General features: G+C 53.3%; 21 protein-coding genes and 1 tRNA gene. 13 read left to right on the forward strand and 9 right to left on the reverse strand.

All coding sequences use genetic code 11. The features are described from left to right. Window position 1 precedes the first annotated feature (1 nt). The 9 genes from napC (at window position 2) to AC3ITF_RS07580 (ending at window position 6,957) form a co-directional block, all read left to right on the forward strand. Window positions 2–604: a cytochrome c-type protein NapC gene (gene napC / locus AC3ITF_RS07540; protein WP_096756434.1), complete on the forward strand. Its 603-nt coding sequence runs from the start codon at window positions 2–4 to the stop codon at window positions 602–604. 13 nt (window positions 605–617) lie between these two features. Next, window positions 618–1,244: a cytochrome c biogenesis heme-transporting ATPase CcmA gene (gene ccmA, locus AC3ITF_RS07545; RefSeq protein WP_096756435.1), complete on the forward strand. Its 627-nt coding sequence runs from the start codon at window positions 618–620 to the stop codon at window positions 1,242–1,244. After that, on the forward strand, window positions 1,241–1,900 hold the full coding sequence (gene ccmB / locus AC3ITF_RS07550; RefSeq protein ID WP_045445367.1) for a heme exporter protein CcmB: 660 nt from the start codon (window positions 1,241–1,243) through the stop codon (window positions 1,898–1,900). Before ccmA ends, ccmB begins: the two co-directional genes overlap by 4 nt. 82 nt (window positions 1,901–1,982) lie before the next feature. Next, the gene (locus tag AC3ITF_RS07555; protein WP_096756436.1) at window positions 1,983–2,720 is read left to right on the forward strand and encodes a heme ABC transporter permease; all 738 of its coding nucleotides are present in this window, start codon (window positions 1,983–1,985) and stop codon (window positions 2,718–2,720) included. Then, window positions 2,717–2,929 (forward strand): heme exporter protein CcmD, encoded by a 213-nt coding sequence (ccmD, locus tag AC3ITF_RS07560; protein WP_096756437.1) that lies wholly within the window; start codon window positions 2,717–2,719, stop codon window positions 2,927–2,929. The genes AC3ITF_RS07555 and ccmD overlap by 4 nt, the downstream gene beginning before the upstream one ends. Then, the gene (gene ccmE, locus AC3ITF_RS07565; RefSeq protein ID WP_096756438.1) at window positions 2,926–3,405 is read left to right on the forward strand and encodes a cytochrome c maturation protein CcmE; all 480 of its coding nucleotides are present in this window, start codon (window positions 2,926–2,928) and stop codon (window positions 3,403–3,405) included. Before ccmD ends, ccmE begins: the two co-directional genes overlap by 4 nt. Next, window positions 3,402–5,357 (forward strand): heme lyase CcmF/NrfE family subunit, encoded by a 1,956-nt coding sequence (locus AC3ITF_RS07570; RefSeq protein WP_115257952.1) that lies wholly within the window; start codon window positions 3,402–3,404, stop codon window positions 5,355–5,357. Before ccmE ends, AC3ITF_RS07570 begins: the two co-directional genes overlap by 4 nt. Further along, a complete protein-coding gene (dsbE, locus tag AC3ITF_RS07575) occupies window positions 5,354–5,911 on the forward strand; it encodes a thiol:disulfide interchange protein DsbE (protein ID WP_096756440.1) in 558 nt (185 codons plus the stop codon). Before AC3ITF_RS07570 ends, dsbE begins: the two co-directional genes overlap by 4 nt. Continuing rightward, window positions 5,908–6,957: a cytochrome c-type biogenesis protein CcmH gene (locus tag AC3ITF_RS07580; protein WP_135911713.1), complete on the forward strand. Its 1,050-nt coding sequence runs from the start codon at window positions 5,908–5,910 to the stop codon at window positions 6,955–6,957. Before dsbE ends, AC3ITF_RS07580 begins: the two co-directional genes overlap by 4 nt. A gap of 101 nt (window positions 6,958–7,058) precedes the next feature. Here the strand turns inward: AC3ITF_RS07580 and narP are convergent, their stop codons facing one another. The 6 genes from narP to AC3ITF_RS07610 all read right to left on the reverse strand — a co-directional run bounded on the left by narP (window position 7,059) and on the right by AC3ITF_RS07610 (window position 13,390). Then, window positions 7,059–7,706: a nitrate/nitrite response regulator protein NarP gene (gene narP, locus AC3ITF_RS07585; protein WP_115257955.1), complete on the reverse strand. Its 648-nt coding sequence runs from the start codon at window positions 7,704–7,706 to the stop codon at window positions 7,059–7,061. A 270-nt stretch (window positions 7,707–7,976) separates the two neighbouring features. Next, complete coding sequence (locus AC3ITF_RS07590; protein WP_135911714.1) at window positions 7,977–10,241, reverse strand: nitric-oxide reductase large subunit; 2,265 nt, start codon at window positions 10,239–10,241, stop codon at window positions 7,977–7,979. Window positions 10,242–10,563: 322 nt separating this feature from the next. Then, window positions 10,564–10,854 (reverse strand): Bor family protein, encoded by a 291-nt coding sequence (locus AC3ITF_RS07595; protein WP_115257957.1) that lies wholly within the window; start codon window positions 10,852–10,854, stop codon window positions 10,564–10,566. A gap of 366 nt (window positions 10,855–11,220) precedes the next feature. Then, window positions 11,221–11,297: transfer RNA gene (locus AC3ITF_RS07600), tRNA-Pro, on the reverse strand. A 73-nt stretch (window positions 11,298–11,370) separates the two neighbouring features. Beyond that, window positions 11,371–13,131, reverse strand: coding sequence for an LPS biosynthesis-modulating metalloenzyme YejM (yejM, locus tag AC3ITF_RS07605; RefSeq protein WP_181506764.1), 1,761 nt, complete (start codon window positions 13,129–13,131; stop codon window positions 11,371–11,373). Window positions 13,132–13,162: 31 nt separating this feature from the next. After that, window positions 13,163–13,390, reverse strand: coding sequence for a YejL family protein (locus AC3ITF_RS07610; RefSeq protein ID WP_096756447.1), 228 nt, complete (start codon window positions 13,388–13,390; stop codon window positions 13,163–13,165). Window positions 13,391–13,524: 134 nt separating this feature from the next. Between AC3ITF_RS07610 and yejK the strand changes: the two genes are divergently transcribed. Beyond that, a complete protein-coding gene (gene yejK, locus AC3ITF_RS07615; protein WP_005129293.1) occupies window positions 13,525–14,532 on the forward strand; it encodes a nucleoid-associated protein YejK in 1,008 nt (335 codons plus the stop codon). Between the two features lie 122 nt (window positions 14,533–14,654). Here yejK and rplY read toward each other — a convergent pair whose 3' ends face one another. After that, window positions 14,655–14,939: a 50S ribosomal protein L25 gene (gene rplY / locus AC3ITF_RS07620; RefSeq protein WP_045445132.1), complete on the reverse strand. Its 285-nt coding sequence runs from the start codon at window positions 14,937–14,939 to the stop codon at window positions 14,655–14,657. Between the two features lie 124 nt (window positions 14,940–15,063). After that, window positions 15,064–16,824 carry a DNA repair helicase RadD gene (gene radD / locus AC3ITF_RS07625; RefSeq protein ID WP_489176278.1) on the reverse strand — a complete coding sequence of 587 codons (1,761 nt, stop codon included), beginning with the start codon at window positions 16,822–16,824 and terminating at the stop codon, window positions 15,064–15,066. 152 nt (window positions 16,825–16,976) lie between these two features. Between radD and rsuA the strand changes: the two genes are divergently transcribed. From rsuA to AC3ITF_RS07640, 3 genes are all read left to right on the forward strand, one after another. After that, complete coding sequence (gene rsuA, locus AC3ITF_RS07630) at window positions 16,977–17,684, forward strand: 16S rRNA pseudouridine(516) synthase RsuA (protein ID WP_115258005.1); 708 nt, start codon at window positions 16,977–16,979, stop codon at window positions 17,682–17,684. A gap of 15 nt (window positions 17,685–17,699) precedes the next feature. Then, entirely contained in the window at window positions 17,700–18,896 is a 1,197-nt protein-coding gene (locus tag AC3ITF_RS07635; RefSeq protein WP_489176279.1) for a Bcr/CflA family multidrug efflux MFS transporter, read from the forward strand. A 328-nt stretch (window positions 18,897–19,224) separates the two neighbouring features. Beyond that, entirely contained in the window at window positions 19,225–19,569 is a 345-nt protein-coding gene (locus AC3ITF_RS07640) for a YejG family protein (RefSeq protein ID WP_029139605.1), read from the forward strand. 3 nt (window positions 19,570–19,572) lie between these two features. On the opposite strand, the gene yejF is transcribed toward AC3ITF_RS07640, so the two are convergent. Next, window positions 19,573–21,162 (reverse strand): microcin C ABC transporter ATP-binding protein YejF, encoded by a 1,590-nt coding sequence (gene yejF, locus AC3ITF_RS07645; RefSeq protein WP_489176280.1) that lies wholly within the window; start codon window positions 21,160–21,162, stop codon window positions 19,573–19,575.

A 21,162-nucleotide genomic window follows, 5' to 3' on the forward strand; every position in this document is an offset into this window, starting at 1 on the left:
TATGGAAAATTCTAACCGTAAACCAGGCTGGATTAAGCGCGTCTGGCAATGGTGGCGTCGCCCCAGCCGTCTGGCGCTCGGCACGCTGTTGTTAATCGGCTTTGTGGGCGGCATTATTTTCTGGGGCGGCTTTAATACCGGTATGGAAAAGGCCAATACGGAAGAGTTCTGCATTAGCTGTCACGAAATGCGCAACACGGTATACCAGGAATACATGGAAACCGTACACTACAACAACCGCAGTGGTGTACGAGCTACGTGTCCTGATTGCCACGTCCCGCACGAGTGGGGCCCGAAAATGATCCGTAAAATCAAGGCCAGCAAAGAACTGTACGCGAAAGCACTGGGGTTGATAGATACACCGCAAAAATTTGAAGACCATCGTCTGACGATGGCGCAAAATGAATGGCGGCGTATGAAAGACAATAATTCGCAAGAGTGTCGTAACTGCCACAACTTCGAGTTTATGGATTTAACTGCCCAGAAAGGCGTGGCGGCTAAAATGCATGACCAGGCCGTAAAAGAAGGGCAAACGTGTATTGACTGTCATAAAGGGATTGCACACAAGCTGCCTGATATGCGCGAAGTCAAACCGGGCTTTTAACAGGATGTAAATAATCAGGATGCTTGAAGCCAGAGAACTGCTCTGTGAGCGAGATGACAGAATACTGTTTAGCGAGCTGTCATTTCGCGTTAACGCAGGGGAATGGGTGCAAATTACCGGAAGTAACGGTGCGGGGAAAACGACCCTGTTGCGGTTGCTTACCGGGCTGGCTCGTCCTGATGCCGGAGACGTTCTCTGGCAAGGTCAACCGCTGCATCAGGTGCGGGACAATTTCCATCAGGAACTGCTGTGGATCGGACATCAGCCGGGGATAAAAACCCGGCTTTCGGCGTTGGAGAATCTGCGGTTTTTCCATCATGATGGCGATATCGCCCAGTGTCTGGAGGCGCTGGCACAGGCAGGTCTTGCCGGATATGAAGATATTCCGGTCAATCAGCTCTCCGCCGGGCAGCAGCGTCGTGTTGCGCTGGCTCGCCTGTGGCTAACCCGCGCCCGACTGTGGATCCTCGATGAACCGTTCACCGCGATTGATGTTAATGGCGTTGAGCGTCTCACCCAACGTATGGCACAGCATACGGAGCAGGGCGGAGTTGTTATTCTGACGACTCACCAACCTCTCAATGTAGAAACCAATAAAGTGCGGCGCATCGCGCTGACCCGCGAGAGGACAGCACAATGATGTGGCGAATTTTCCGTTTAGAACTGCGGGTTGCGTTTCGTCATAGTGCGGAGATCGCCAATCCGTTATGGTTCTTCCTGATTGTGATTACGTTATTCCCGCTGAGCATTGGCCCAGAGCCACAGCTGCTGGCGCGCATTGCGCCGGGGATTATCTGGGTGGCGGCATTACTGGCGTCGTTGCTGGCGCTGGAACGCTTATTCCGTGATGACCTGCAGGACGGTAGCCTTGAGCAGCTGATGCTGTTGCCGTTACCGTTACCGGCTGTGGTGCTGGCGAAGGTGATGGCGCATTGGGTAGTGACTGGCCTGCCGCTGCTGATCCTCTCGCCGTTGGTGGCGTTGCTGCTGGGCATGGATATGTACGGGTGGCAAATTATGGCGCTAACCCTGCTGCTCGGCACGCCAACACTGGGTTTTCTCGGGGCACCGGGCGTGGGGTTAACGGTGGGATTAAAGCGTGGCGGCGTATTGTTAAGTGTACTGGTGCTACCGCTCACGATTCCATTACTGATTTTTGCTACCGCCGCGATGGATGCTGCCTCAATGCACTTACCCGTTGAAGGCTACATGGCGATTCTGGGCGCACTGTTGGTTGGCAGCGCAACGTTAAGTCCGTTTGCGACAGCGGCGGCGCTACGTATTAGCGTGCAGTAACTGTAGGCCGGATAAGGCGCAAGCGCGGCCATCTGGCACCAAGGTAATTTCATTTGTTTTGCTTGAGTCTGGTGACTGAACTATGTGGAAAATACTTCATCAACTGGCGATGCCCCCACGGCTCTATCAGATCTGTGGCTGGTTTATCCCGTGGCTGGCCATTGCCAGCGCAGTGGTACTGGTAACGGGCTGGATCTGGGGATTTGGCTTTGCACCCGCGGATTATCAGCAGGGACAAAGTTATCGCATCATCTACCTGCACGTCCCGGCGGCAATCTGGTCGATGGGCATTTACGCCTCAATGGCGGTTGCCGCGTTTATCGGCCTGGTCTGGCAGATGAAAATGGCCAACCTGGCGCTGGCGGCGATGGCGCCCATTGGTGCGGTGTTTACCTTTATTGCCCTGGTGACCGGTTCTGCATGGGGTAAACCGATGTGGGGAACCTGGTGGGTGTGGGATGCCAGACTCACCTCTGAACTGGTGCTGCTGTTTCTCTACGTTGGCGCGATTGCGCTGTGGCACGCATTTGATGACCGCCGTGTAGCAGGGCGTGCCGCGGGGATTCTGGTGCTGATTGGCGTGGTGAACTTACCGATCATTCACTACTCGGTGGAGTGGTGGAATACGCTGCACCAGGGGTCAACCCGTATGCAGCAAAGCATCGACCCGGCGATGCGCGCGCCGCTGCGTCTGGCGATCGTCGGTTACCTGTTACTGTTTGTCACGCTGACGCTGATGCGCATGCGTAACCTGATTTTGTTGATGGAAAAACGCCGCCCGTGGGTGAGTGAACTGATCTTAAAAAGAGGCCGCCAATGACCCCTGCATTTGCATCCTGGAGTGATTTTTTCGCCATGGGCGGTTACGCCTTGTATGTCTGGCTGGCCGTGGCGATGAGCGTTATCCCGCTGACGGTGCTGGTACTGCATTCCGCGCTACAGCACCGCGCGATTTTACGCGGCGTGGCGCAGCAGCGGGCAAGAGAAGCGCGCATGCGTGCGGCGCAAGTACAACGGGAGGCGGCGTGAATATTCGACGTAAAAATCGGCTATGGATAGCCTGTGCGGTACTGGCGGGCCTGGCATTGACCATCACGCTGGTGCTTTACGCGCTGCGTTCCAATATCGACTTGTTCTATACGCCGGGCGAAATCCTCTACGGCAAGCGTGAAACCCAGCAGATGCCAGAAGTCGGCCAACGCCTGCGCGTGGGTGGCATGGTCATGCCGGGCAGTGTAAAGCGTGACCCGCAATCGCTGAAGGTGAATTTCAGCATCTATGACGCCGAAGGCGTGGTGGATGTGACGTATGAAGGCATCCTGCCGGATCTGTTCCGTGAAGGGCAGGGCGTCGTTGTTCAGGGTGAGCTGGGCGAGGGGAATCATGTTCAGGCAAAAGAAGTTCTCGCCAAACATGATGAGAATTACACCCCGCCGGAAGTCGAAAAAGCGATGCAGGAAAACCATCGTCGCCCGGAAAGTGTGTATAAGGATAAAACGTCATGATGCCTGAAATTGGCAACGGGCTGCTGTGCCTGGCGCTTGGCGTCGCATTGCTGCTCTCGGTTTATCCGCTGTGGGGCGTTGCGCGCGGCGATGTACGGATGATGGCCTCTGCGCGGCCCTTTGCCTGGCTGTTGTTTATCTGTGTGATGGGCGCGTTTTTGGTGTTGATTAACGCCTTTGTGGTCAATGACTTTACCGTGACCTACGTCGCCAGTAACTCTAATACCCAGCTTCCGGTCTGGTATCGTGTGGCGGCCACGTGGGGCGCGCATGAAGGCTCGCTGCTGCTGTGGGTGCTGCTGATGAGTGGCTGGACCTTTGCCGTGGCGCTGTTTAGTCAGCGTATGCCGCTGGATATCGTCGCCCGTGTGCTGGCGGTGATGGGGATGGTTAGCGTCGGCTTCCTGCTGTTTATTCTGTTTACCTCCAACCCGTTTTCCCGCACGCTGCCGGATTTCCCGATAGAAGGGCGCGATCTGAACCCGCTGTTGCAGGATCCGGGGCTTATTTTCCACCCGCCGCTGCTGTATATGGGCTATGTCGGCTTCTCCGTTGCCTTTGCTTTTGCCATTGCAGCGCTGATGAGCGGGCGTCTGGACAGCACCTTTGCCCGTTTTTCACGCCCGTGGACGCTGGCGGCGTGGGTGTTTCTGACGCTGGGTATTGTGCTCGGTTCGGCCTGGGCTTACTACGAGTTGGGCTGGGGCGGCTGGTGGTTCTGGGATCCGGTAGAGAACGCCTCGTTTATGCCGTGGTTGGTGGGGACGGCGCTGATGCACTCCCTGGCCGTTACGGAGCAACGCGCCAGCTTTAAGGCCTGGACGTTACTGCTGTCGATCTGCGCGTTCTCACTGTGCCTGTTGGGGACGTTCCTCGTGCGCTCGGGCGTGCTGGTGTCGGTACATGCCTTCGCCTCCGATCCGTCGCGCGGGATGTTTATCCTGGCCTTTATGGTGCTGGTGATTGGTGGTTCACTGCTGCTGTTTGCGGTACGTGGGCATAAGGTTCGATCGCGGGTCAATAACGCACTGTGGTCGCGTGAATCGCTGCTGCTGGGGAACAACGTTTTGCTGATTGCCGCCATGCTGGTAGTCCTGCTGGGCACGCTGCTGCCGCTGGTGCATAAACAGCTGGGGCTGGGCAGTATTTCGATTGGTGAGCCGTTCTTTAATACCATGTTCACCTGGCTGATGGCACCGTTCGCGCTGTTGCTGGGGATTGGACCGCTGGTGCGCTGGGGACGCGACCGACCGCGCAAACTAAAAACGTTGCTGATTATCGCTTTTGTCACCACGCTGGTAATGTCCGTGCTGCTACCGTGGTTGTTTGAGGATCGCATTGCCGCGATGACCGTCGTCGGCATGGCAATGGCCTGCTGGATATTTGTGCTGGCCATGTCTGAGGCATTTCTGCGTATTTCACGCGGCACGAAGCTGACGCCGAGTTACTGGGGTATGGTGTCGGGTCACGTAGGGCTTGCCGTCACTATCGTCGGTATTGCGTTTAGCCAGAACTACAGCGTTGAACGCGATGTGCGCATGAAGGCGGGCGATAGTGTCGGCATTCATGATTACCAGTTCACCTTCCGTGAAGTGAAAGATATCACCGGTCCTAACTATCGCGGCGGTGTCGCGATTATTGGCGTCACGCGTGACGGCAAACCGGAAGCGACGCTGCATGCGGAAAAACGCTTTTATAACAGCACCAGCTCGATGATGACCGAGGCGGCCATTGACGGCGGATTTACCCGTGACCTGTACGCGGCGCTGGGCGAGGAGCTGGACAACGGCGCATGGGCCGTGCGTCTGTATTACAAACCGTTTATTCGCTGGATTTGGGCCGGAGGGTTACTGATGGCGCTGGGCGGATTGTTCTGCCTGTTTGATCCGCGCTATCGCCAGCGCACGCGTCCCCGCACTGCCGGGCAAGAAAAAGCGCCGGAGGCTGTATGAAGCGCAACGCACTGTTAATTCCGTTTATTATTTTTCTCGTGATTGCCGCAGCGTTGCTGTGGCAGCTGGCACGTAACGCGCAGGGCGACGATCCTACAAATCTGGAGTCGGCGCTGATCGGTAAACCGGTGCCGACATTCCGCCTGGAGTCGCTGGAGAACCCGGGTCAGCATTATCAGGCCGATGTGCTTACGCAGGGCAAGCCGGTACTGCTTAACGTCTGGGCGACCTGGTGTCCGACCTGTCGCGCTGAACATCAGTATCTGAACCAGCTTTCAGCGCAGGGCATTCGGGTTGTGGGTCTGAACTACAAAGACGATCGCCAGAAAGCTATTGTCTGGCTGAAAGAGCTGGGTAATCCGTATGCGCTGAGCCTGTTTGACGGCGACGGGATGCTGGGTCTGGATCTGGGGGTGTACGGCGCGCCGGAAACGTTCCTGATCGACGGTAAAGGCATTATTCGTTACCGCCATGCCGGTGATTTAAACGCCAGGGTGTGGGAGAGCGAGCTCAAACCGTTGTGGGATAAGTACAGTAAGGAGGCCGCGCAATGAGGTTTTTACTGGGCGTGCTGATGCTGATTGTCTCAGGTTCGGCGTTGGCCACTATCGATGTAATGCAGTTCAAGGACGAAGCGCAGGAGCAGCAGTTCCGTCAGCTTACCGAGCAGCTGCGTTGTCCAAAATGTCAGAACAACAGCATTGCTGATTCAAACTCGATGATTGCCACCGACCTGCGTCAGAAAGTGTATGAGCTGATGCAAGAAGGGAAAAGCCAGAAAGAGATCGTCGATTATATGGTGGCGCGTTATGGCAACTTCGTGACCTACGATCCGCCGCTGACACCACTGACCGTACTGCTGTGGGTGATGCCGCTGGTGGCGATTGGTCTGGGAGGCTGGATTATTTTCGCCCGCTCTCGTCGTCGCGTTCGCCTGAAGCAGGAAGAATTTCCTGACGATACCACACCGGATGGCACGCGGGGTGGATGGTGGCTGTTTGCACCTGGCGTGGTGGTGGCGCTTGTGGTGGGTGCGGTGAGCTATTACTACACCGGTAATTATAAGCAGGTAAAAGTTTGGCAGCAGGCCACCGCCCAGGCTCCGGGGTTGCTGGAACGCGCGTTGGATCCGAAAGCCGAGCCGCTGAATGAAGAGGATATGACGCGCCTGGCGCTGGGACTGCGTACGCGGCTGCAATCTGACGCCGGAAACGTTGAAGGCTGGATCATGCTCGGGCGTATTGGCATGGTATTAGGCAATGCCAGTACGGCGACCGAAGCCTACGCTAACGCTTACCGGCTGGATCCGAAAAATAGCGATGCCGCGCTGGGTTATGCGGAAGCGTTGACCCGTTCCTCCGATCCGGACGATAACCGCCGGGGAGGAGAACTGCTGCGTCAACTAGTCAGAAGCGATCATGCCAACGTCCGTGTGCTGAGTATGTATGCGTTTAATGCGTTTGAGCAGCAGCGCTTTGGTGAAGCGGTCGCCGCGTGGGAGATGATGCTGAAATTATTACCTGCCAACGATACCCGCCGCTCGGTGATTGAGCGCAGCATTAAACAAGCGCTGGAACAGCTGTCGCCGCAGGAGAAATAAGCGTGGAAGATGCCGGATGGCGACGCAAAGCGTCTTATCCGGCCTACTGATGCACGCAACTTGTAGGCCCGATAAGCGTAGCGCCATCGGGCAATATCTGGTTATTGCATGCCGCGTGTTTGTAAAAACAGGATGGTAGCCGCAACGCGAGAACGCACGTTAAGTTTGCGCAGCAGATTGCGAATATGCACCTTTACTGTTTGTTCGGAGATATTCAGCACTGACGCGATCTGTTTGTTTGACAGCCCCTGTGCCAGTTCGTGTAATACATCCAGTTCGCGTTCGGTCAGCATGCTGAACGGATCTTCTTCTGCGCCAAATAGCTCACGTTCACGCAGGTAGTTGCTGACGCGTTCGCTGAAGGCTTTACCGCCTTTCGCACCGCTGCGAATAGCTTCGAGCAACACTTCCGGATCGCTGTCTTTCAGCAAATAACCGTCAGCGCCAGCATCAATTAAGGCATAAACATCGCTGGCGGAATCCGATACGGTAAGAATGATAATTTGTGCTGTGATGCCATCCCGGCGCAGCGCATTCAGGGTATCCAGTCCGCTCATACCTTTCATATTGAGATCCAACAGGATCACATCCAGGTCAAGCCGGTTTGCCAGATCGATAGCACTCGCGCCGTCGCCTGCTTCAGCAACCACGTCAAATGCGCTATCCAGCTGCAGTAATTGACTGATTCCTCGCCGCATGAGTGGGTGGTCATCAACGATCATCACCTTAAAAGGTGTTAATTCAGGCATCTTCTTCTCCTGAGCACTCTTAATTTCGTTATATTTCGGGGCATGGGATAATCCTGATTTATCACGCAGATGATAAGGCAACGTGACCCTACTTTTTACAGGTGCAAATAGTATATCCTGACTCAAAAAGCTCTCATTGGAATTTTTACAAAGAATACTCTTTATGACTTGAATCAAGGTGCTGCCGGTTTGCGAGACGAAATAAAAAAACCGCAACGACTGGCGCTGCGGTTGCCTTTTAATTGCTGAGCGTCATCTTAAAAATGGCGCTTAGTTTTTCTCGTTTGCCAGCGTCATCGATTTAGCGTTGGCTTTGGTAAGCAGTTTCAGCGCAAAGAGCGCCAGCAGCAGCCCACCGATACCGAAGATGATGTCGCCCGGGACACGCAACCAGACCAGTGTTTCAACGATATGCGAGTGAATCACTTCCGGAGAGCGCGCGTACCACAGCCCCTTATCAATGCTGGCCCATGACTGATAAATCCCTACCGGCAGCAGCGAGACAAAGACCATCCACGTTAAGCCGATGTTCATCAACCAGAATGCCCATTTCAACAGAGAATCAACCCAATGGTTGTCCGGCAGCAGACCACGCAGACAGAACAACATTAGACCAATACCGAGCATACCGTATACGCCAAACAGCGCGGCATGAGCATGCGCTGCCGTCAGGTTCAGACCCTGCACGTAGTACAGTGAAATCGGCGGGTTGATGGCGAAGCCCAGCAGGCCAGCGCCGACCATATTCCAGAATGCCACGGCCACGAAGAAGAAGATCATCCAACGGTAACGCTGTACCCACGGTGCTTTACGTGCCAGTGAGTAACTGTGTGCAGCTTCAATCCCCACCAGCGACAGCGGAACCACTTCCAGTGCAGAGAAAATTGAACCCCAGGCAATGACGGAGATCGGTGCACCAGTGAAGTACAGGTGGTGCAGCGTTCCCAGAATGCCACCAAACAGGAAGATGATGGTCGAGAACAATGTTGCTTTGTTCGCCGCGCTACTACGAATAAGACCCAGACGACAGAAGATAAGCGCAATCACGGCGGTGGCGAAGACTTCAAAGAAACCTTCTACCCACAGGTGAACCAGCCACCAGCGCCAGTATTCAATAATGGCGTAATGCGTCTTAAAGCCCCAAATCAGGGACGTAGAGTAGAACAGGCCGATACAAATGGCTGCCAGGAACATCAGCATGATCAGACCACGGTTTTCTGATGGACGGGTGAGGGCAGGCCATAATGCACGTCCCACCAGCACCAGCCAAATCATCAGGCCGATAAACAGCAGCCACTGCCACATGCGTCCCATGTTGGTGAACTCGAGACCCTGGGCACCAATATAGAAGTTCTGTTTGGCATCCAGATAGCCCATTGCACCCAACCAGCCGAAGCCCAGCGAACCAACCACCAGAATCAGCAGCGCAACAAACAGAATATTAACGCCCAGACGCTGGAATGCGGGTTCTTTGCCGGAAATCAACGGGGCGATATACAGACCGGTTGCCAGCCACGCGGTAGCAATCCACAGAACTGACAGCTGGGTGTGCCAGCTACGCAGTACGGTGTACGGTAAAATTTTCGATAGCGGGATGCCGAAGAAATCCTGGCCTTCCACGCTGTAGTGCGCAGTCATCGAACCGAGGAAAATTTGCACCATAAACAGGGCGATAACCACGTAAAAATATTTTGTGGTTGCGCGCATCGACGGTGTCAGCGTCAGCCGGAACAGCGGATCGCTGGCTGGGGAGACAATGGTTTCGTCTTCTTCGTTACGGAAATGGTACCAGACCAGGGCACCAATACCGCCCAGCAGCAGAATGACGCTGGCAATAGACCAGATGCCTAAGCTGGCACTTGGCGTATTACCCACCAGCGCTTCATGCGGCCAGTTGCTGGTGTAAGTGATGGTATCACCTGGGCGTTCGGTGGTGGCAGCCCAGGCGCTCCAGAAGAAGAAGGCGCCGAGATCCTGCCGGTCCAGAGAAGAGGAAAGTGTATTTTCCTTCATCGCATAGTCAACGCGCAGCGCGTGGAAATCAGGCGCGTCGCTGAACAGACCGTCATAATGCGCGGCAACCTCACGAATGGCTTTGGCGCGCTCCGGTGTAATAATGATGACATTACGCAGCGCGTCATAGCTATTATGGCGCATCTCCTGTTTCATCAGGCCGCCCGCAACCAGCTGTTGTTCTTGCGTTAGCGCATCGAACGGTTGCTGATATTTTTTCTCGGCGATGATGTCGCGTAAGGCAAGCGCTTCACGGTGCAGCCAGTCCGCAGACCAGTCAGGCGCAACGTAGCTGCCATGGCCCCAAACGGAACCCAGCTGTTGACCGCCAGATTTAAACCAGGCTTCCTGCCCATCCTGAATTTGTTCCCCGGTGAAAACCTGCTCACCATCCGTCGTGATAACTTGTGCCGGAATAGGCGGAGCCTGCTGATAAATCTCGCCGCCCAGCCACAGTAGCACGCCAAAGGACGCCAGGCAGATAACGAGAAGCGTTAGCCATAAACGCTTTGAGTAATGCATAACCTAACCTTTTTTATTGTACAAAGCCTGAGCCATCGCGACGCAGGAGGGGGAAGGTACTTTCCCCTGACATATCTTTACACATACAAACATGCATTTTAAATACAACTTTGTGTGTATAAAGAGGGTTATGCGTTGATTTTGATTTATAAGTAAGTCGATGGGGCGAGTACGGAAGTGTCACTATCAACAGATAGCGTTAAATGTGTTTCTTAACGACACGAAAATTATTCAGTTATTACGTCACTATTTTTTAATCGTGTTAAATAATGCCAGGCACATTATTGCTAAGCAGGTATCCATCGAACACCTGCTCATCGTATTATTTAGCGCAATACACTCTCGCCTCACGAGGTGTGTAGATACCGATAGTAATAATACGCAAGAAAACATCCATTCCCGATTCCTGTACTTCGGTACGGATAACTTTGTCTGCACCACCACAAACAAGTGCTGCATCAATAGTTTGCGACTGGCCTATGCCGTGAACAAAAAAGCTCTGTTTGACCTCTTGGGTCGGTTTTTCGGCAATGCCGTTATTTATTTTAAAGGTTTGCTGTGCACAACCTGATAACGCTACAGCTGCCACTAATGCCATCATTAACTTTTTCATTTTTACCATCGTAGGGTTAGGATAGAAATGTCATGTTCTTATTTATTTTATTTCGCACATATCCGACCAGCGATTCATTCTGCTATGAAATGCTTAACGTTTAAGCAGGGTTTATTAAAGTGAAAAATTAATAAAATATTTGTGTCATTACTGTAATCTCAATTTGCTGTTTGACAACATTAATTAAATATCAACTTTAATGAGCGGCAATAATAAACAATGTTGATATTAAAGATGCAAGCAGCTGGAAGAGAAGTCAGCAGGGTGAATTATGCCTGGCACCGGCCAGGAAAGAGGGCGCTGAGTCCCGGCAAATTGCAGACATAAAAAAACCAATCGTAGAAGATTGGTTTTTTTGGGGAATTTTGGTCGGCACGAGAGGATTTGAACCTCCGACCCCCGACACCCCATGACGGTGCGCTACCAGGCTGCGCTACGTGCCGACACTATGGCGCTAATACTACTGCTTTCCACCACGATTGCAAGAGGATGGTTTACTAACTGATTTATAATTAATCAGTTAGCAATAAAACGTTTCTCATCCGTCAGAACCTGTAGCAGTAAGCTCAGCTGTGGTTTCTGATCTTTAATCTTCTCGCCGCGTAAATCATAGGTCTGGTAATTACCGTTGTTGTTGAGCACCAGCGTCATTTCTGGAGTGGTAATCGCCATTGTGCTGCTGTCGGCGGCCGTTACCCAATAGTGGCGTCGCGTGGCATTAAACAAATCCTGGCCTTGCGAATATTCGTTTGCCGGTGTGCTGACGTGCAGTAGTCGCTGCATCAGCGTGGTCATCAGGTCGGTATGATCGGTCAGGCTATTAATGCGCTGAGCGGGTGTACCCGGCCAGTGAATTATCAGTGGAACCTGAAGATGACCGCGCGACCAGTCGAAGCGATTCTCATCCTGCGACAGTGGGACACCCCGACCGGCGGTAATAATCACCACCGTGTTGTTGAGCTTACCCGAATCACGCAGGGCGCCCAGAACGCGGTTAATGTTCGCATCTACGTCCTGAGCGGCGTTGGCGTAGCGTTTAGCAAAGTTCTTCTGGTTGCTGTCATCAATGTTAGTCCCGTTAAAGGAGACCCATGAGAACCAGCGGTTATCTTCCTGCGCGTAGCGGCCCAGCCAGTTGATCCATTGGTTCGCCGTTTGTTCGTCAGATTGTGTCTGCACGCTTGGCATGGAGAAGTCTGACAGCAGCGCCTGGCGATAGAGCGGGCTGGTAAAGCCATCAGAGGAGAATAACCCCAACTGATAACCTTGTTGATTCAGGGCAGAGATCAGCGCGGCAGGCGTTCTGCTTGCCAGAATGCCGTCCATATAGCTTGGCGACACGCCATAGAACAGGCCAAAAATACCGTTATCGGAGGTATTACCGGAACTCATATGGCGCGTGAAGGAAATATTTTGCCCGGCAAATTCCGCCAGGGCTGGCATCTGTTTTTCAAAGCGCGAGTAGTTCAGACCGTCTACGGTGATCAGCAGGACGTTCTGGCCGGTACCCATATCACGATAGCGTAAATCGCTAAGCGGATACTGTACGGAGACCGCTTCCGGATTACCTTGTTCGATCAGGCGGCGCTGATACTCTTGCGCATCCAGCAAACCATGTTTTTCCAGAAACTTACGCGCTGTCATTGGGTAAGACAGCGGCAGGTTTGCGCGCTGCATAGTGATCGGCCGATAGAAATTGGCGTCCGCCCAGATGTACACCACATGCGATGCGATGAACGATACGAAAAAGAAAGCGGCTAAAGGTTTCGCGAAATGACGGCGACGCGTCAGGCTGCGCAGCTTTTGCCAGCTCCAGGTCGCAAACAACATTTCTATTAGCAGAATAATCGGCACGCTGATGAACATCAGCTGCCAGTCACGCGCCGTTTCGTTCTGATCGGGGTTAATGACCAGTTCCCAGACAATCGGATTGAGATGCAGGTGGAAACGGGTGAACACTTCGCTGTCAATCAACAGCAGCGTCATGCCCACGGTCGCCAGGATGGCTGATAAGAATCGCATCAGCCTCTGGGACATGACGATAAACGTCAGGGGGAACAGGATCAGCAAATAGGCGGCAAACACCAGGAAGCTAAAATGCCCGACAACGCTCAGATAAGAATAAACACGACCTGCAAGCGTTGTCGGCCAGTCGGCGACAAACAGGTAACGACTACCGAGCACCATGGCCAACAGAATGTTGAACAAGGCGAACCAGTGCCCCCAGCTAACCATCTGGGAGACTTTCTCACGGTAGCGTTGACGATGAGTTACCATAAACTGTTGTTCGTTTCCCCGGAGCAGGCTCTTAGTGCGCTTGGTCGTCGTTTATCGAAGACTGCAATGCGCGGGCAAATGAATTCGCAATCGCCTGGCGCTGGGCCGGTGCGACGCTTGTATTGATAAGGTTAGTGACCATGTTTCCCAGTACCATCAGGGAAAGATCGGTCGGTGCCTTATGTTTTTCCAGTACGTTGAGCATTTCATTCAGCAATTGTTCAACGTGTTCGTCACTATAGCGGGAAATTTGTGGCATAAATCGAAATCTGTCTGTTCATGAAAGGGCAACATATTACCGTAGCGACAGTTTTTTTTCTGCTTTTTTATCTTCTATTGCGTCACTGCCCGGCAGGTGGTTGAATACCGCCCGGTCTTAAAGGAGAGTTTATCATGAGTCTGGATATCAACCAGATTGCCCTGCACCAGCTTATCAAGCGTGATGAGCAGAACCTTGAGCTGGTCTTGCGCGATTCATTACTGGAGCCGACGGCGACCGTTGTCGAGATGATGGCTGAGCTGCATCGGGTATATAGCGCCAAGAATAAAGCCTATGGCCTGTTTAGCGAAGAGAGCGAACTGGCGCAAACGCTGCGTTTGCAACGTCAGGGCGAAGAGGATTTTCTGGCGTTCAGTCGTGCCGCAACCGGGCGTCTGCGCGATGAGCTGGCGAAATATCCGTTTGCTGACGGCGGCATCGTGCTGTTCTGTCATTACCGTTACCTGGCGGTAGAGTATCTGCTGGTGGCGGTGCTGAACAACTTAAGCAGCATGCGTGTGAATGAAAATCTGGATATCAACCCGACGCACTATCTGGATATCAATCATGCTGATATCGTGGCGCGTATTGATTTAACCGAGTGGGAAACCAACCCGGAGTCCACGCGGTATCTGACGTTCCTGAAAGGAAGGGTAGGACGTAAAGTTGCCGATTTCTTTATGGATTTCCTCGGGGCCAGCGAAGGACTGAATGCGAAAGCGCAAAACCGTGGCCTGCTGCAGGCGGTAGACGACTTCACTGCCGAAGCTCAACTGGATAAAGCTGAACGCCAGAACGTGCGTCAGCAGGTTTATAGCTACTGTAACGAGCAGCTTCAGGCTGGTGAAGAGATTGAACTGGAGTCCCTGTCAAAAGAACTTTCCGGCGTCAGCGAAGTCAGCTTCAGTGAATTTACCGCGGATAAAGGCTATGAGCTGGAAGAGAGCTTCCCGGCAGATCGCAGCACGCTGCGTCAGTTAACCAAGTTTGCCGGTAGCGGCGGTGGGTTAACGATCAATTTCGACGCCATGCTGCTGGGCGAACGCATTTTCTGGGATCCGGCGACGGACACCTTAACCATTAAAGGTACGCCGCCTAACCTGCGCGATCAGCTGCAGCGCCGTACTTCTGGCGGGAAATAACATGGATGATGCCGGATGGCGGCGTAAATGCCTTATCCGGCCACATGTCATACGTTGTCATCGGTTAAAAATGACATAAAAAAACCCCGCCGAGGCGGGGTTTTTCTTCAACTTGTTGGCGATTACGCGCGAACGAAGTCGATGTGAGCCAGTTTCGGCTTGAACGGGTGACGCTGTACAGCCTGAGCTTTAACTTTAACTTCTTTACCGTCAACAACGATGGTCAGAACTTCGCTGTAAAATTCAGCTTTAGCTTGCATGTTCATGATGGAATCGTGGTCCAGTTCGATAGCAATCGGGGCTTCTGCGCCACCGTAGATGATTGCCGGGAACTTGTTAGCGGTACGCAGGCGGCGGCTCGCACCCTTACCCTGCTCTTTACGTACTTCAGCGTTAATAGTAAACATTTAAATCTCTCTTTAATAATTCCTGCTACAGGCGACCCAGCAACAGGTAAGTGATCTGCTTTGCGTATGCAAAAGCGGGCGAGATTCTATCCTCAAATGACGGGTACATCAATCAAAAGTACGATTAACCGCGCAATTCATGTGCCCGTCGGAAGCGGCCTTCATAATCAAAGACCTTTTCACGTACCTGCCAGTACTGGCCTTTCATGCGCGCGACCACAAAATCGGGATGGCGTAACAATGCCTGCTGCGCCAGGATGTCGGCGGCAGTTATCCAGCGTAAAGGGATGCCGGGTGTGCGGGTGTGCGGGCGAATAAACAGCTGTTCAAAGGCCGTGCGCTGCGCGGGAGTGTGCAAACGAAATCGTTCGCTGACGTCGGCGCCATCCTCGTCATAATAGGTAATCTTCAGCCATTCGCCTTTTTCATCCTGGCCGTTTTGTAACACCATACCGCTGCAGCGCAGGACCAGCGCATCTTTGAGCCTGAGCGCTGCTTTCAGCATATCGTCCGGATCGACCAGTATGGTATCGCATGCCCGACAGCGGCGAGCGGCAATGTCATTTTCAGCATTGCACTGTGGGCAGTTTTTAAAACGAAAGCGGAAGTCACATTGTTCACGGTGACCGTCATCATCTTCAAACCAACCCTGACAGCGACGGCCAAAGTGTTCGATCAGCGTGCCATCGGCTGTGGTCTTACCCCAGAAGGTGTTAGCAAACCCGCAGGCCGGGCAGAATACCTGTACCGGAACGTTGTCGCTTTTGCCCTTCGGCGCACCCACTTCCGGGGCATACAGATCGTGAGGATTACCCGCGTAGTCGAGGATCAGACAATCCGTTTTTCCCGGCGCCAGACGCAGCCCTCGTCCGACGATTTGTTGATACAGGCTAACGGACTCGGTAGGGCGCAGGATCGCAATGAGATCGACATGTGGGGCGTCAAACCCGGTGGTCAGCACCGCTACGTTGACCAGATAGCGAAAGCGCTGGGCTTTGAAATCCTCAATCAACACATCTCGCTCTGCGCCAGGCGTGTCACCGGTGATCAGTGCGGCATCGTCTGCGGGCAGCAGACCAACAATCTCTTTCGCGTGCTCCACGGTAGCGGCAAATATCATGACGCCTTTACGCGTCTGGGCAAATTCAACAATCTGGCTGATGATATGCGGTGTTATCCGCTGCTGTTTTTTCAGCTCATGGTTGAGGTCAGCTTCGCTGAACAGACCGTTACTTTGTGCTTGCAGGCGGCTGAAGTCATACTGGACGACCGGCATGTCGAGGCGCTCTGGCGGCGTCAGATAGCCGTGTTTAATCATGTAGCGCAGCGGCAGCTCATAAATACAGTCGCGAAAAAGCGCTTTTTCATCGCCGCGCACCATACCGTGATAATGAAAATGGTAAATCCAGCCTTTACCGAGGCGGAAAGGCGTGGCGGTCAGTCCGAGCAGGCGTAGGTGAGGGTTGACGTGGGTCAGGTGAGTCAGAATTTGCTGATACTGGCTCTCTTCGTCGTCACCAATGCGATGGCACTCGTCGACGATGAGCAGGGAAAATTCACCCTGAAACGCTTCCAGATTACGCGCCACCGACTGTACGCTGCCGAAAACCACTTTACCGTGGCTCTCTTTACGCTTCAGGCCAGCGGCAAAGATATCGGCATCCAGCCCCAACGCACAATATTTGGCATGATTCTGTGCGACCAACTCCTTCACATGCGCCAGCACTAATACGCGCCCACGCGCCACACGCGCCAGTTCAGCAATCACCAGGCTTTTACCCGCCCCGGTTGGCAGGACGATGACCGCAGGTGTGCGGTGGTGGCGAAAATGGTTGAGCGTGGCATCCACGGCTTCTTGTTGGTAAGGGCGAAGTGTAAAAGTCATGGTCTCACTAGGGTAAACAATAACAATGAATAGTATGCCACGAATCTTTTTCCCTTGAGGGAAGTTGTTAGCCCGCTATACTGAGCGGAAAACGGCTCCACTTTTCGGGCATAACGCTCGATTTCCGTATTGTTACAGGCAAAATCACACTCATGCGACTTGATAAATTTATCGCTCAGCAACTCGGCGTCAGCCGCGCTATTGCCGGGCGTGAAATCCGTGGTAACCGCGTTACCGTCGATGGCGAAATCGTCAGAAATAGCGCCTTTAAACTGCTGCCAGAACATGACGTCGAATACGACGGTAATTCACTGGCTCAGCAAAATGGCCCGCGCTATTTTATGCTCAACAAGCCTCAGGGCTATGTGTGCTCCACGGAAGACCCGGATCATCCGACAGTGCTTTATTTCCTCGATGAACCTGTTGCCCACAAGCTGCATGCGGCAGGGCGTCTGGATATCGACACCACCGGGCTGGTACTGATGACCGATGACGGTCAGTGGTCACACCGCATCACCTCCCCGCGTCACCATTGTGAGAAAACCTATCTGGTGACGTTAGAGTCGCCGGTGGCGGAAGATACCGCCGAACAGTTTACTCGTGGTGTACAGTTGCATAACGAAAAAGATCTGACAAAACCGGCGGTGCTGGAAGTGATTACGCCAACCCAGGTGCGCTTGACCATTAGCGAAGGGCGCTATCATCAGGTTAAGCGTATGTTTGCCGCCGTTGGCAACCATGTTGTGGAACTGCACCGTGAGCGAATCGGCGCCATCAAACTGGATGACGATCTTGCGCCCGGCGAATACCGCCCCTTGACTGAAGAAGAAATCGCCAGCGTTAACGTAACCCCTCGTTAATTTCAGGAGCTAAATGTGACCACCCGGCAGAACTCTTCAATTGCCATTGTTTTTATCCTTGGCTTGTTGGCCATGTTAATGCCGTTGTCGATTGATATGTATCTTCCGGCGCTGCCGGTGATCTCTGCTCAGTTTGGCGTGCCTGCGGGCAGTGCGCAAATGACCCTCAGTACCTATATTTTGGGGTTTGCAGTGGGGCAACTGATCTACGGCCCTATGGCAGACAGCATCGGGCGTAAGCCGGTGATTCTGGGGGGAACGCTGGTGTTTGCGGCGGCGGCAGTCGCCTGCGCGCTGGCACAAACTATCGATCAATTGATCACTATGCGTTTCTTCCACGGCCTGGCGGCTGCGGCGGCGAGCGTGGTGATTAACGCCCTGATGCGCGATATTTATCCAAAAGAAGAGTTTTCACGCATGATGTCCTTCGTCATGCTGGTCACGACGATTGCGCCGCTGCTGGCGCCGATTGTCGGTGGCTGGGTGCTGGTATGGTTAAGCTGGCACTACATCTTTTGGATCCTGGCCGTGGCGGCAATTCTGGCTTCGGTGATGATTTTCACCTTGATCAAAGAGACCTTGCCCGTTGAGCGACGCCAGCCGTTTCGTTTGCGTACCACAATGGGCAATTTCGCCTCGCTGTTTCGCCATAAGCGCGTGTTGAGCTATATGTTGGCCAGCGGATTTAGCTTTGCTGGGATGTTCTCGTTTCTCAGCGCTGGTCCCTTTGTCTACATTGAGATCAACCATGTTTCGCCGCAGAACTTTGGCTATTACTTTGCGCTGAACATTGTCTTCCTGTTTGTGATGACCATTATTAACAGCCGCTTTGTTCGGCGGGTTGGGGCATTGAATATGTTCCGCTCCGGGCTGTGGATCCAGTTTGCGATGGCGGGCTGGATGGTATTTAGCGCGCTGTTCGGGTTGGGCTTCTGGGCGCTGGTGGTCGGTGTTGCGGCGTTTGTTGGTTGCGTATCGATGGTGTCATCTAACGCGATGGCAGTGATCCTCGATGAGTTCCCGCATATGGCTGGCACGGCGTCATCGCTGGCGGGAACCTTCCGCTTTGGCATCGGTGCCATTGTAGGTGCGCTACTGTCACTGGCGACCTTTAACTCGGCCTGGCCGATGATCTGGACGATTGCCTTTTGTGCGTCCTGTTCCATTCTCTTCTATCTCTATGCCAGTCGAGCCAAAAAAACGGTGATCTAATACACAACCTGGGGGGCATTTGCCTCCCGGAGTTGATGTACATCAACCGCTAATCTATCTATTCCCCTGGTTATGTTTATTTTATGTAAAATCAATTTATGTAAAAAGTCACATCATTGTAGTTAAAAAGGTTGAGTTAGATCGCAGAAACGCGTACATATAGCCCGGAAAACTGCCAGAACCGTTGAATAAATTTAAATATTGGGTTCGGAAAGTGGCATACGGACAGGGTGTAAACGTTTGCCAACTGTCTAAAGACGTATTGTCAATGATGTGTTAATATTGATGTAAAATAATTGTGAAGTAATTGTACTTCCAGGGAAAGAAAGTGATGACATTACAACTCTCAATCGTTCACCGTCTGCCGCAGTGCTATCGTTGGTCGGTGGGTTTCGCAGGTTCAAAAGTTGAACCGATTCCGCAAAACGGCCAGAGCAATGAGAATAGCCTGGTGGCGCTCAAGTTACTCAGTCCGGACGGTGATAGTGCGTGGTCGGTAATGCATAAACTCAGCCAGGCGTTGAGCGACATTGAAGTTCCGTGTTCCGTACTGGAATGTGAAGGGGAGCCGTGTCTGTTCGTCAATCGTCAGGATGAATTTGCAGCGACCTGCAGACTGAAAAATTTCGGCGTGGCTATCGCAGAACCTTTTTCAAATAATAACCCATTTTGAGCGTCAGCTTAGCGCGAGCAGCTGACGCGTATAGGCTTGTTGTGGCGCGTTGAAGACGTGCTCGCATTGCCCCTGTTCCACGACCTCTCCTTGCCGTAGCACAATAACCTGATGGCATAGCGCACGTACAACATGCAAATCGTGGCTGATAAAGATGTAGGCCAGGCGATGCTTTTGCTGTAATGACTTAAGCAACGTCAGGATTTGCGCCTGGACGGTCCTGTCGAGTGACGATGTCGGCTCATCCAGAATAATCAGCGATGGTTTTAAAATCAGTGCTCTGGCAATCGCAATACGTTGACGCTGACCACCGGAAAACTCGGCAGGGTAACGATGCCGCGTGTCGCTATCCAGGCCGACTTCTGCCATTACCGCTTTCACCTGCGCTTCACGTTGCTCGGCAGACAACGTGGGTTGATGCACGCGTAACCCCTCTTCAATAATCTGTAACACGCTCAGGCGCGGGTTCAGCGATGAGTTAGGGTCCTGAAAGACAACCTGAATGCGGTGGCGTACCGGCAGCAGTTGACGGCGGTTTAAGGTATGCAGCGCCTGACCATCGAATACAATGCGTCCTTGTGAGGCGATGAGCCTCAGCAGTGCCAGACCGGTGGTACTTTTCCCCGATCCTGATTCGCCAACCAGTCCCAGCGTTTCTCCCGGTTTCAGAGAAAAACTGACGTTGTTGACCACCACGTTATGGTCCACCACGCGCTTAAGCAGCCCTTTACGGATGGGGAAAGCGACGCGAAGCTGCTCCACTTCCAGCAAGGGGGGTTGGCCGGTGGGTAAAGGCACTGGATCGCCGGCAGGTTCACTGTTGAGCAATTTCTGCGTGTAAGGATGGGTGGGGGCAGAAAGCAGTTGCCCGGCACGGTTTTGTTCAACGCACTGACCGTTTTGCATCACCGCAACGGTGTCAGCTAACTTTTTGACGATACTGAGATTATGGGTGATGAACAGCAGGCCCATATTCAGCTCGCGTTGTAGCTCGCGCAGCAGTTGCAGGATTTGTGCCTGCACGGAAACATCCAGTGCGGTGGTGGGTTCGTCGGCAATCAGCAGTTCAGGGCGAGTGAGCAGCGCCATGGCGATCATCACGCGCTGACGCTCTCCGCCGGAAAGCTGGTGCGGGAAATCCGCCAGACGCTTGGTGGCCTGACGGATCCCGACGCGATCCAGACAGGTCAAGATCTCTGCCCGTGCGGCTTCCCGACGCATCCCCCGATGCAGCGACAACACTTCATAGAGCTGTTTTTCCAGAGTGTGCAGCGGGTTAAGCGACACCATTGGCTCCTGGAAAATCATGGCGATTTTATTCCCCCGTACACCGCGTAGCGTTTGTTCGCTGGCGTGGAGTAGTGATTCACCGTGAAAGCGGATATCACCGGCAAGATAGACCGCTGGAGGTGTGGGGAGCAAACGTAAAATCGAGAGTGCGGTGACGCTTTTACCCGAGCCGGACTCGCCCACCAGTGCCAGGGTTTGCCCGGCTTCGACGTGCAATGAAATTTCGTTCACCACGGTACGTACGGTTCCCTGCTGACGAAAACCGACCGATAAATTGTCAATGGCTAACAGAGGTTGCGTCAT

Source organism: Citrobacter sp. KH_055_1 (assembly GCF_057838705.1).

Coding starts and splice junctions, on each gene's coding strand:
- napC (WP_096756434.1), top strand. CDS start 2: ATGGAAAATTCTAACCGTAAACCAGGCTGGATTAAGCGCGTCTGGCAA.
- ccmB (WP_045445367.1), top strand. CDS start 1,241: ATGATGTGGCGAATTTTCCGTTTAGAACTGCGGGTTGCGTTTCGTCAT.
- AC3ITF_RS07555 (WP_096756436.1), top strand. CDS start 1,983: ATGTGGAAAATACTTCATCAACTGGCGATGCCCCCACGGCTCTATCAG.
- ccmD (WP_096756437.1), top strand. CDS start 2,717: ATGACCCCTGCATTTGCATCCTGGAGTGATTTTTTCGCCATGGGCGGT.
- AC3ITF_RS07570 (WP_115257952.1), top strand. CDS start 3,402: ATGATGCCTGAAATTGGCAACGGGCTGCTGTGCCTGGCGCTTGGCGTC.
- dsbE (WP_096756440.1), top strand. CDS start 5,354: ATGAAGCGCAACGCACTGTTAATTCCGTTTATTATTTTTCTCGTGATT.
- AC3ITF_RS07580 (WP_135911713.1), top strand. CDS start 5,908: ATGAGGTTTTTACTGGGCGTGCTGATGCTGATTGTCTCAGGTTCGGCG.
- narP (WP_115257955.1), bottom strand. CDS start 7,706: ATGCCTGAATTAACACCTTTTAAGGTGATGATCGTTGATGACCACCCA.
- AC3ITF_RS07590 (WP_135911714.1), bottom strand. CDS start 10,241: ATGCATTACTCAAAGCGTTTATGGCTAACGCTTCTCGTTATCTGCCTG.
- AC3ITF_RS07595 (WP_115257957.1), bottom strand. CDS start 10,854: ATGAAAAAGTTAATGATGGCATTAGTGGCAGCTGTAGCGTTATCAGGT.
- yejM (WP_181506764.1), bottom strand. CDS start 13,131: ATGGTAACTCATCGTCAACGCTACCGTGAGAAAGTCTCCCAGATGGTT.
- AC3ITF_RS07610 (WP_096756447.1), bottom strand. CDS start 13,390: ATGCCACAAATTTCCCGCTATAGTGACGAACACGTTGAACAATTGCTG.
- yejK (WP_005129293.1), top strand. CDS start 13,525: ATGAGTCTGGATATCAACCAGATTGCCCTGCACCAGCTTATCAAGCGT.
- rplY (WP_045445132.1), bottom strand. CDS start 14,939: ATGTTTACTATTAACGCTGAAGTACGTAAAGAGCAGGGTAAGGGTGCG.
- radD (WP_489176278.1), bottom strand. CDS start 16,824: ATGACTTTTACACTTCGCCCTTACCAACAAGAAGCCGTGGATGCCACG.
- rsuA (WP_115258005.1), top strand. CDS start 16,977: ATGCGACTTGATAAATTTATCGCTCAGCAACTCGGCGTCAGCCGCGCT.
- yejF (WP_489176280.1), bottom strand. CDS start 21,162: ATGACGCAACCTCTGTTAGCCATTGACAATTTATCGGTCGGTTTTCGT.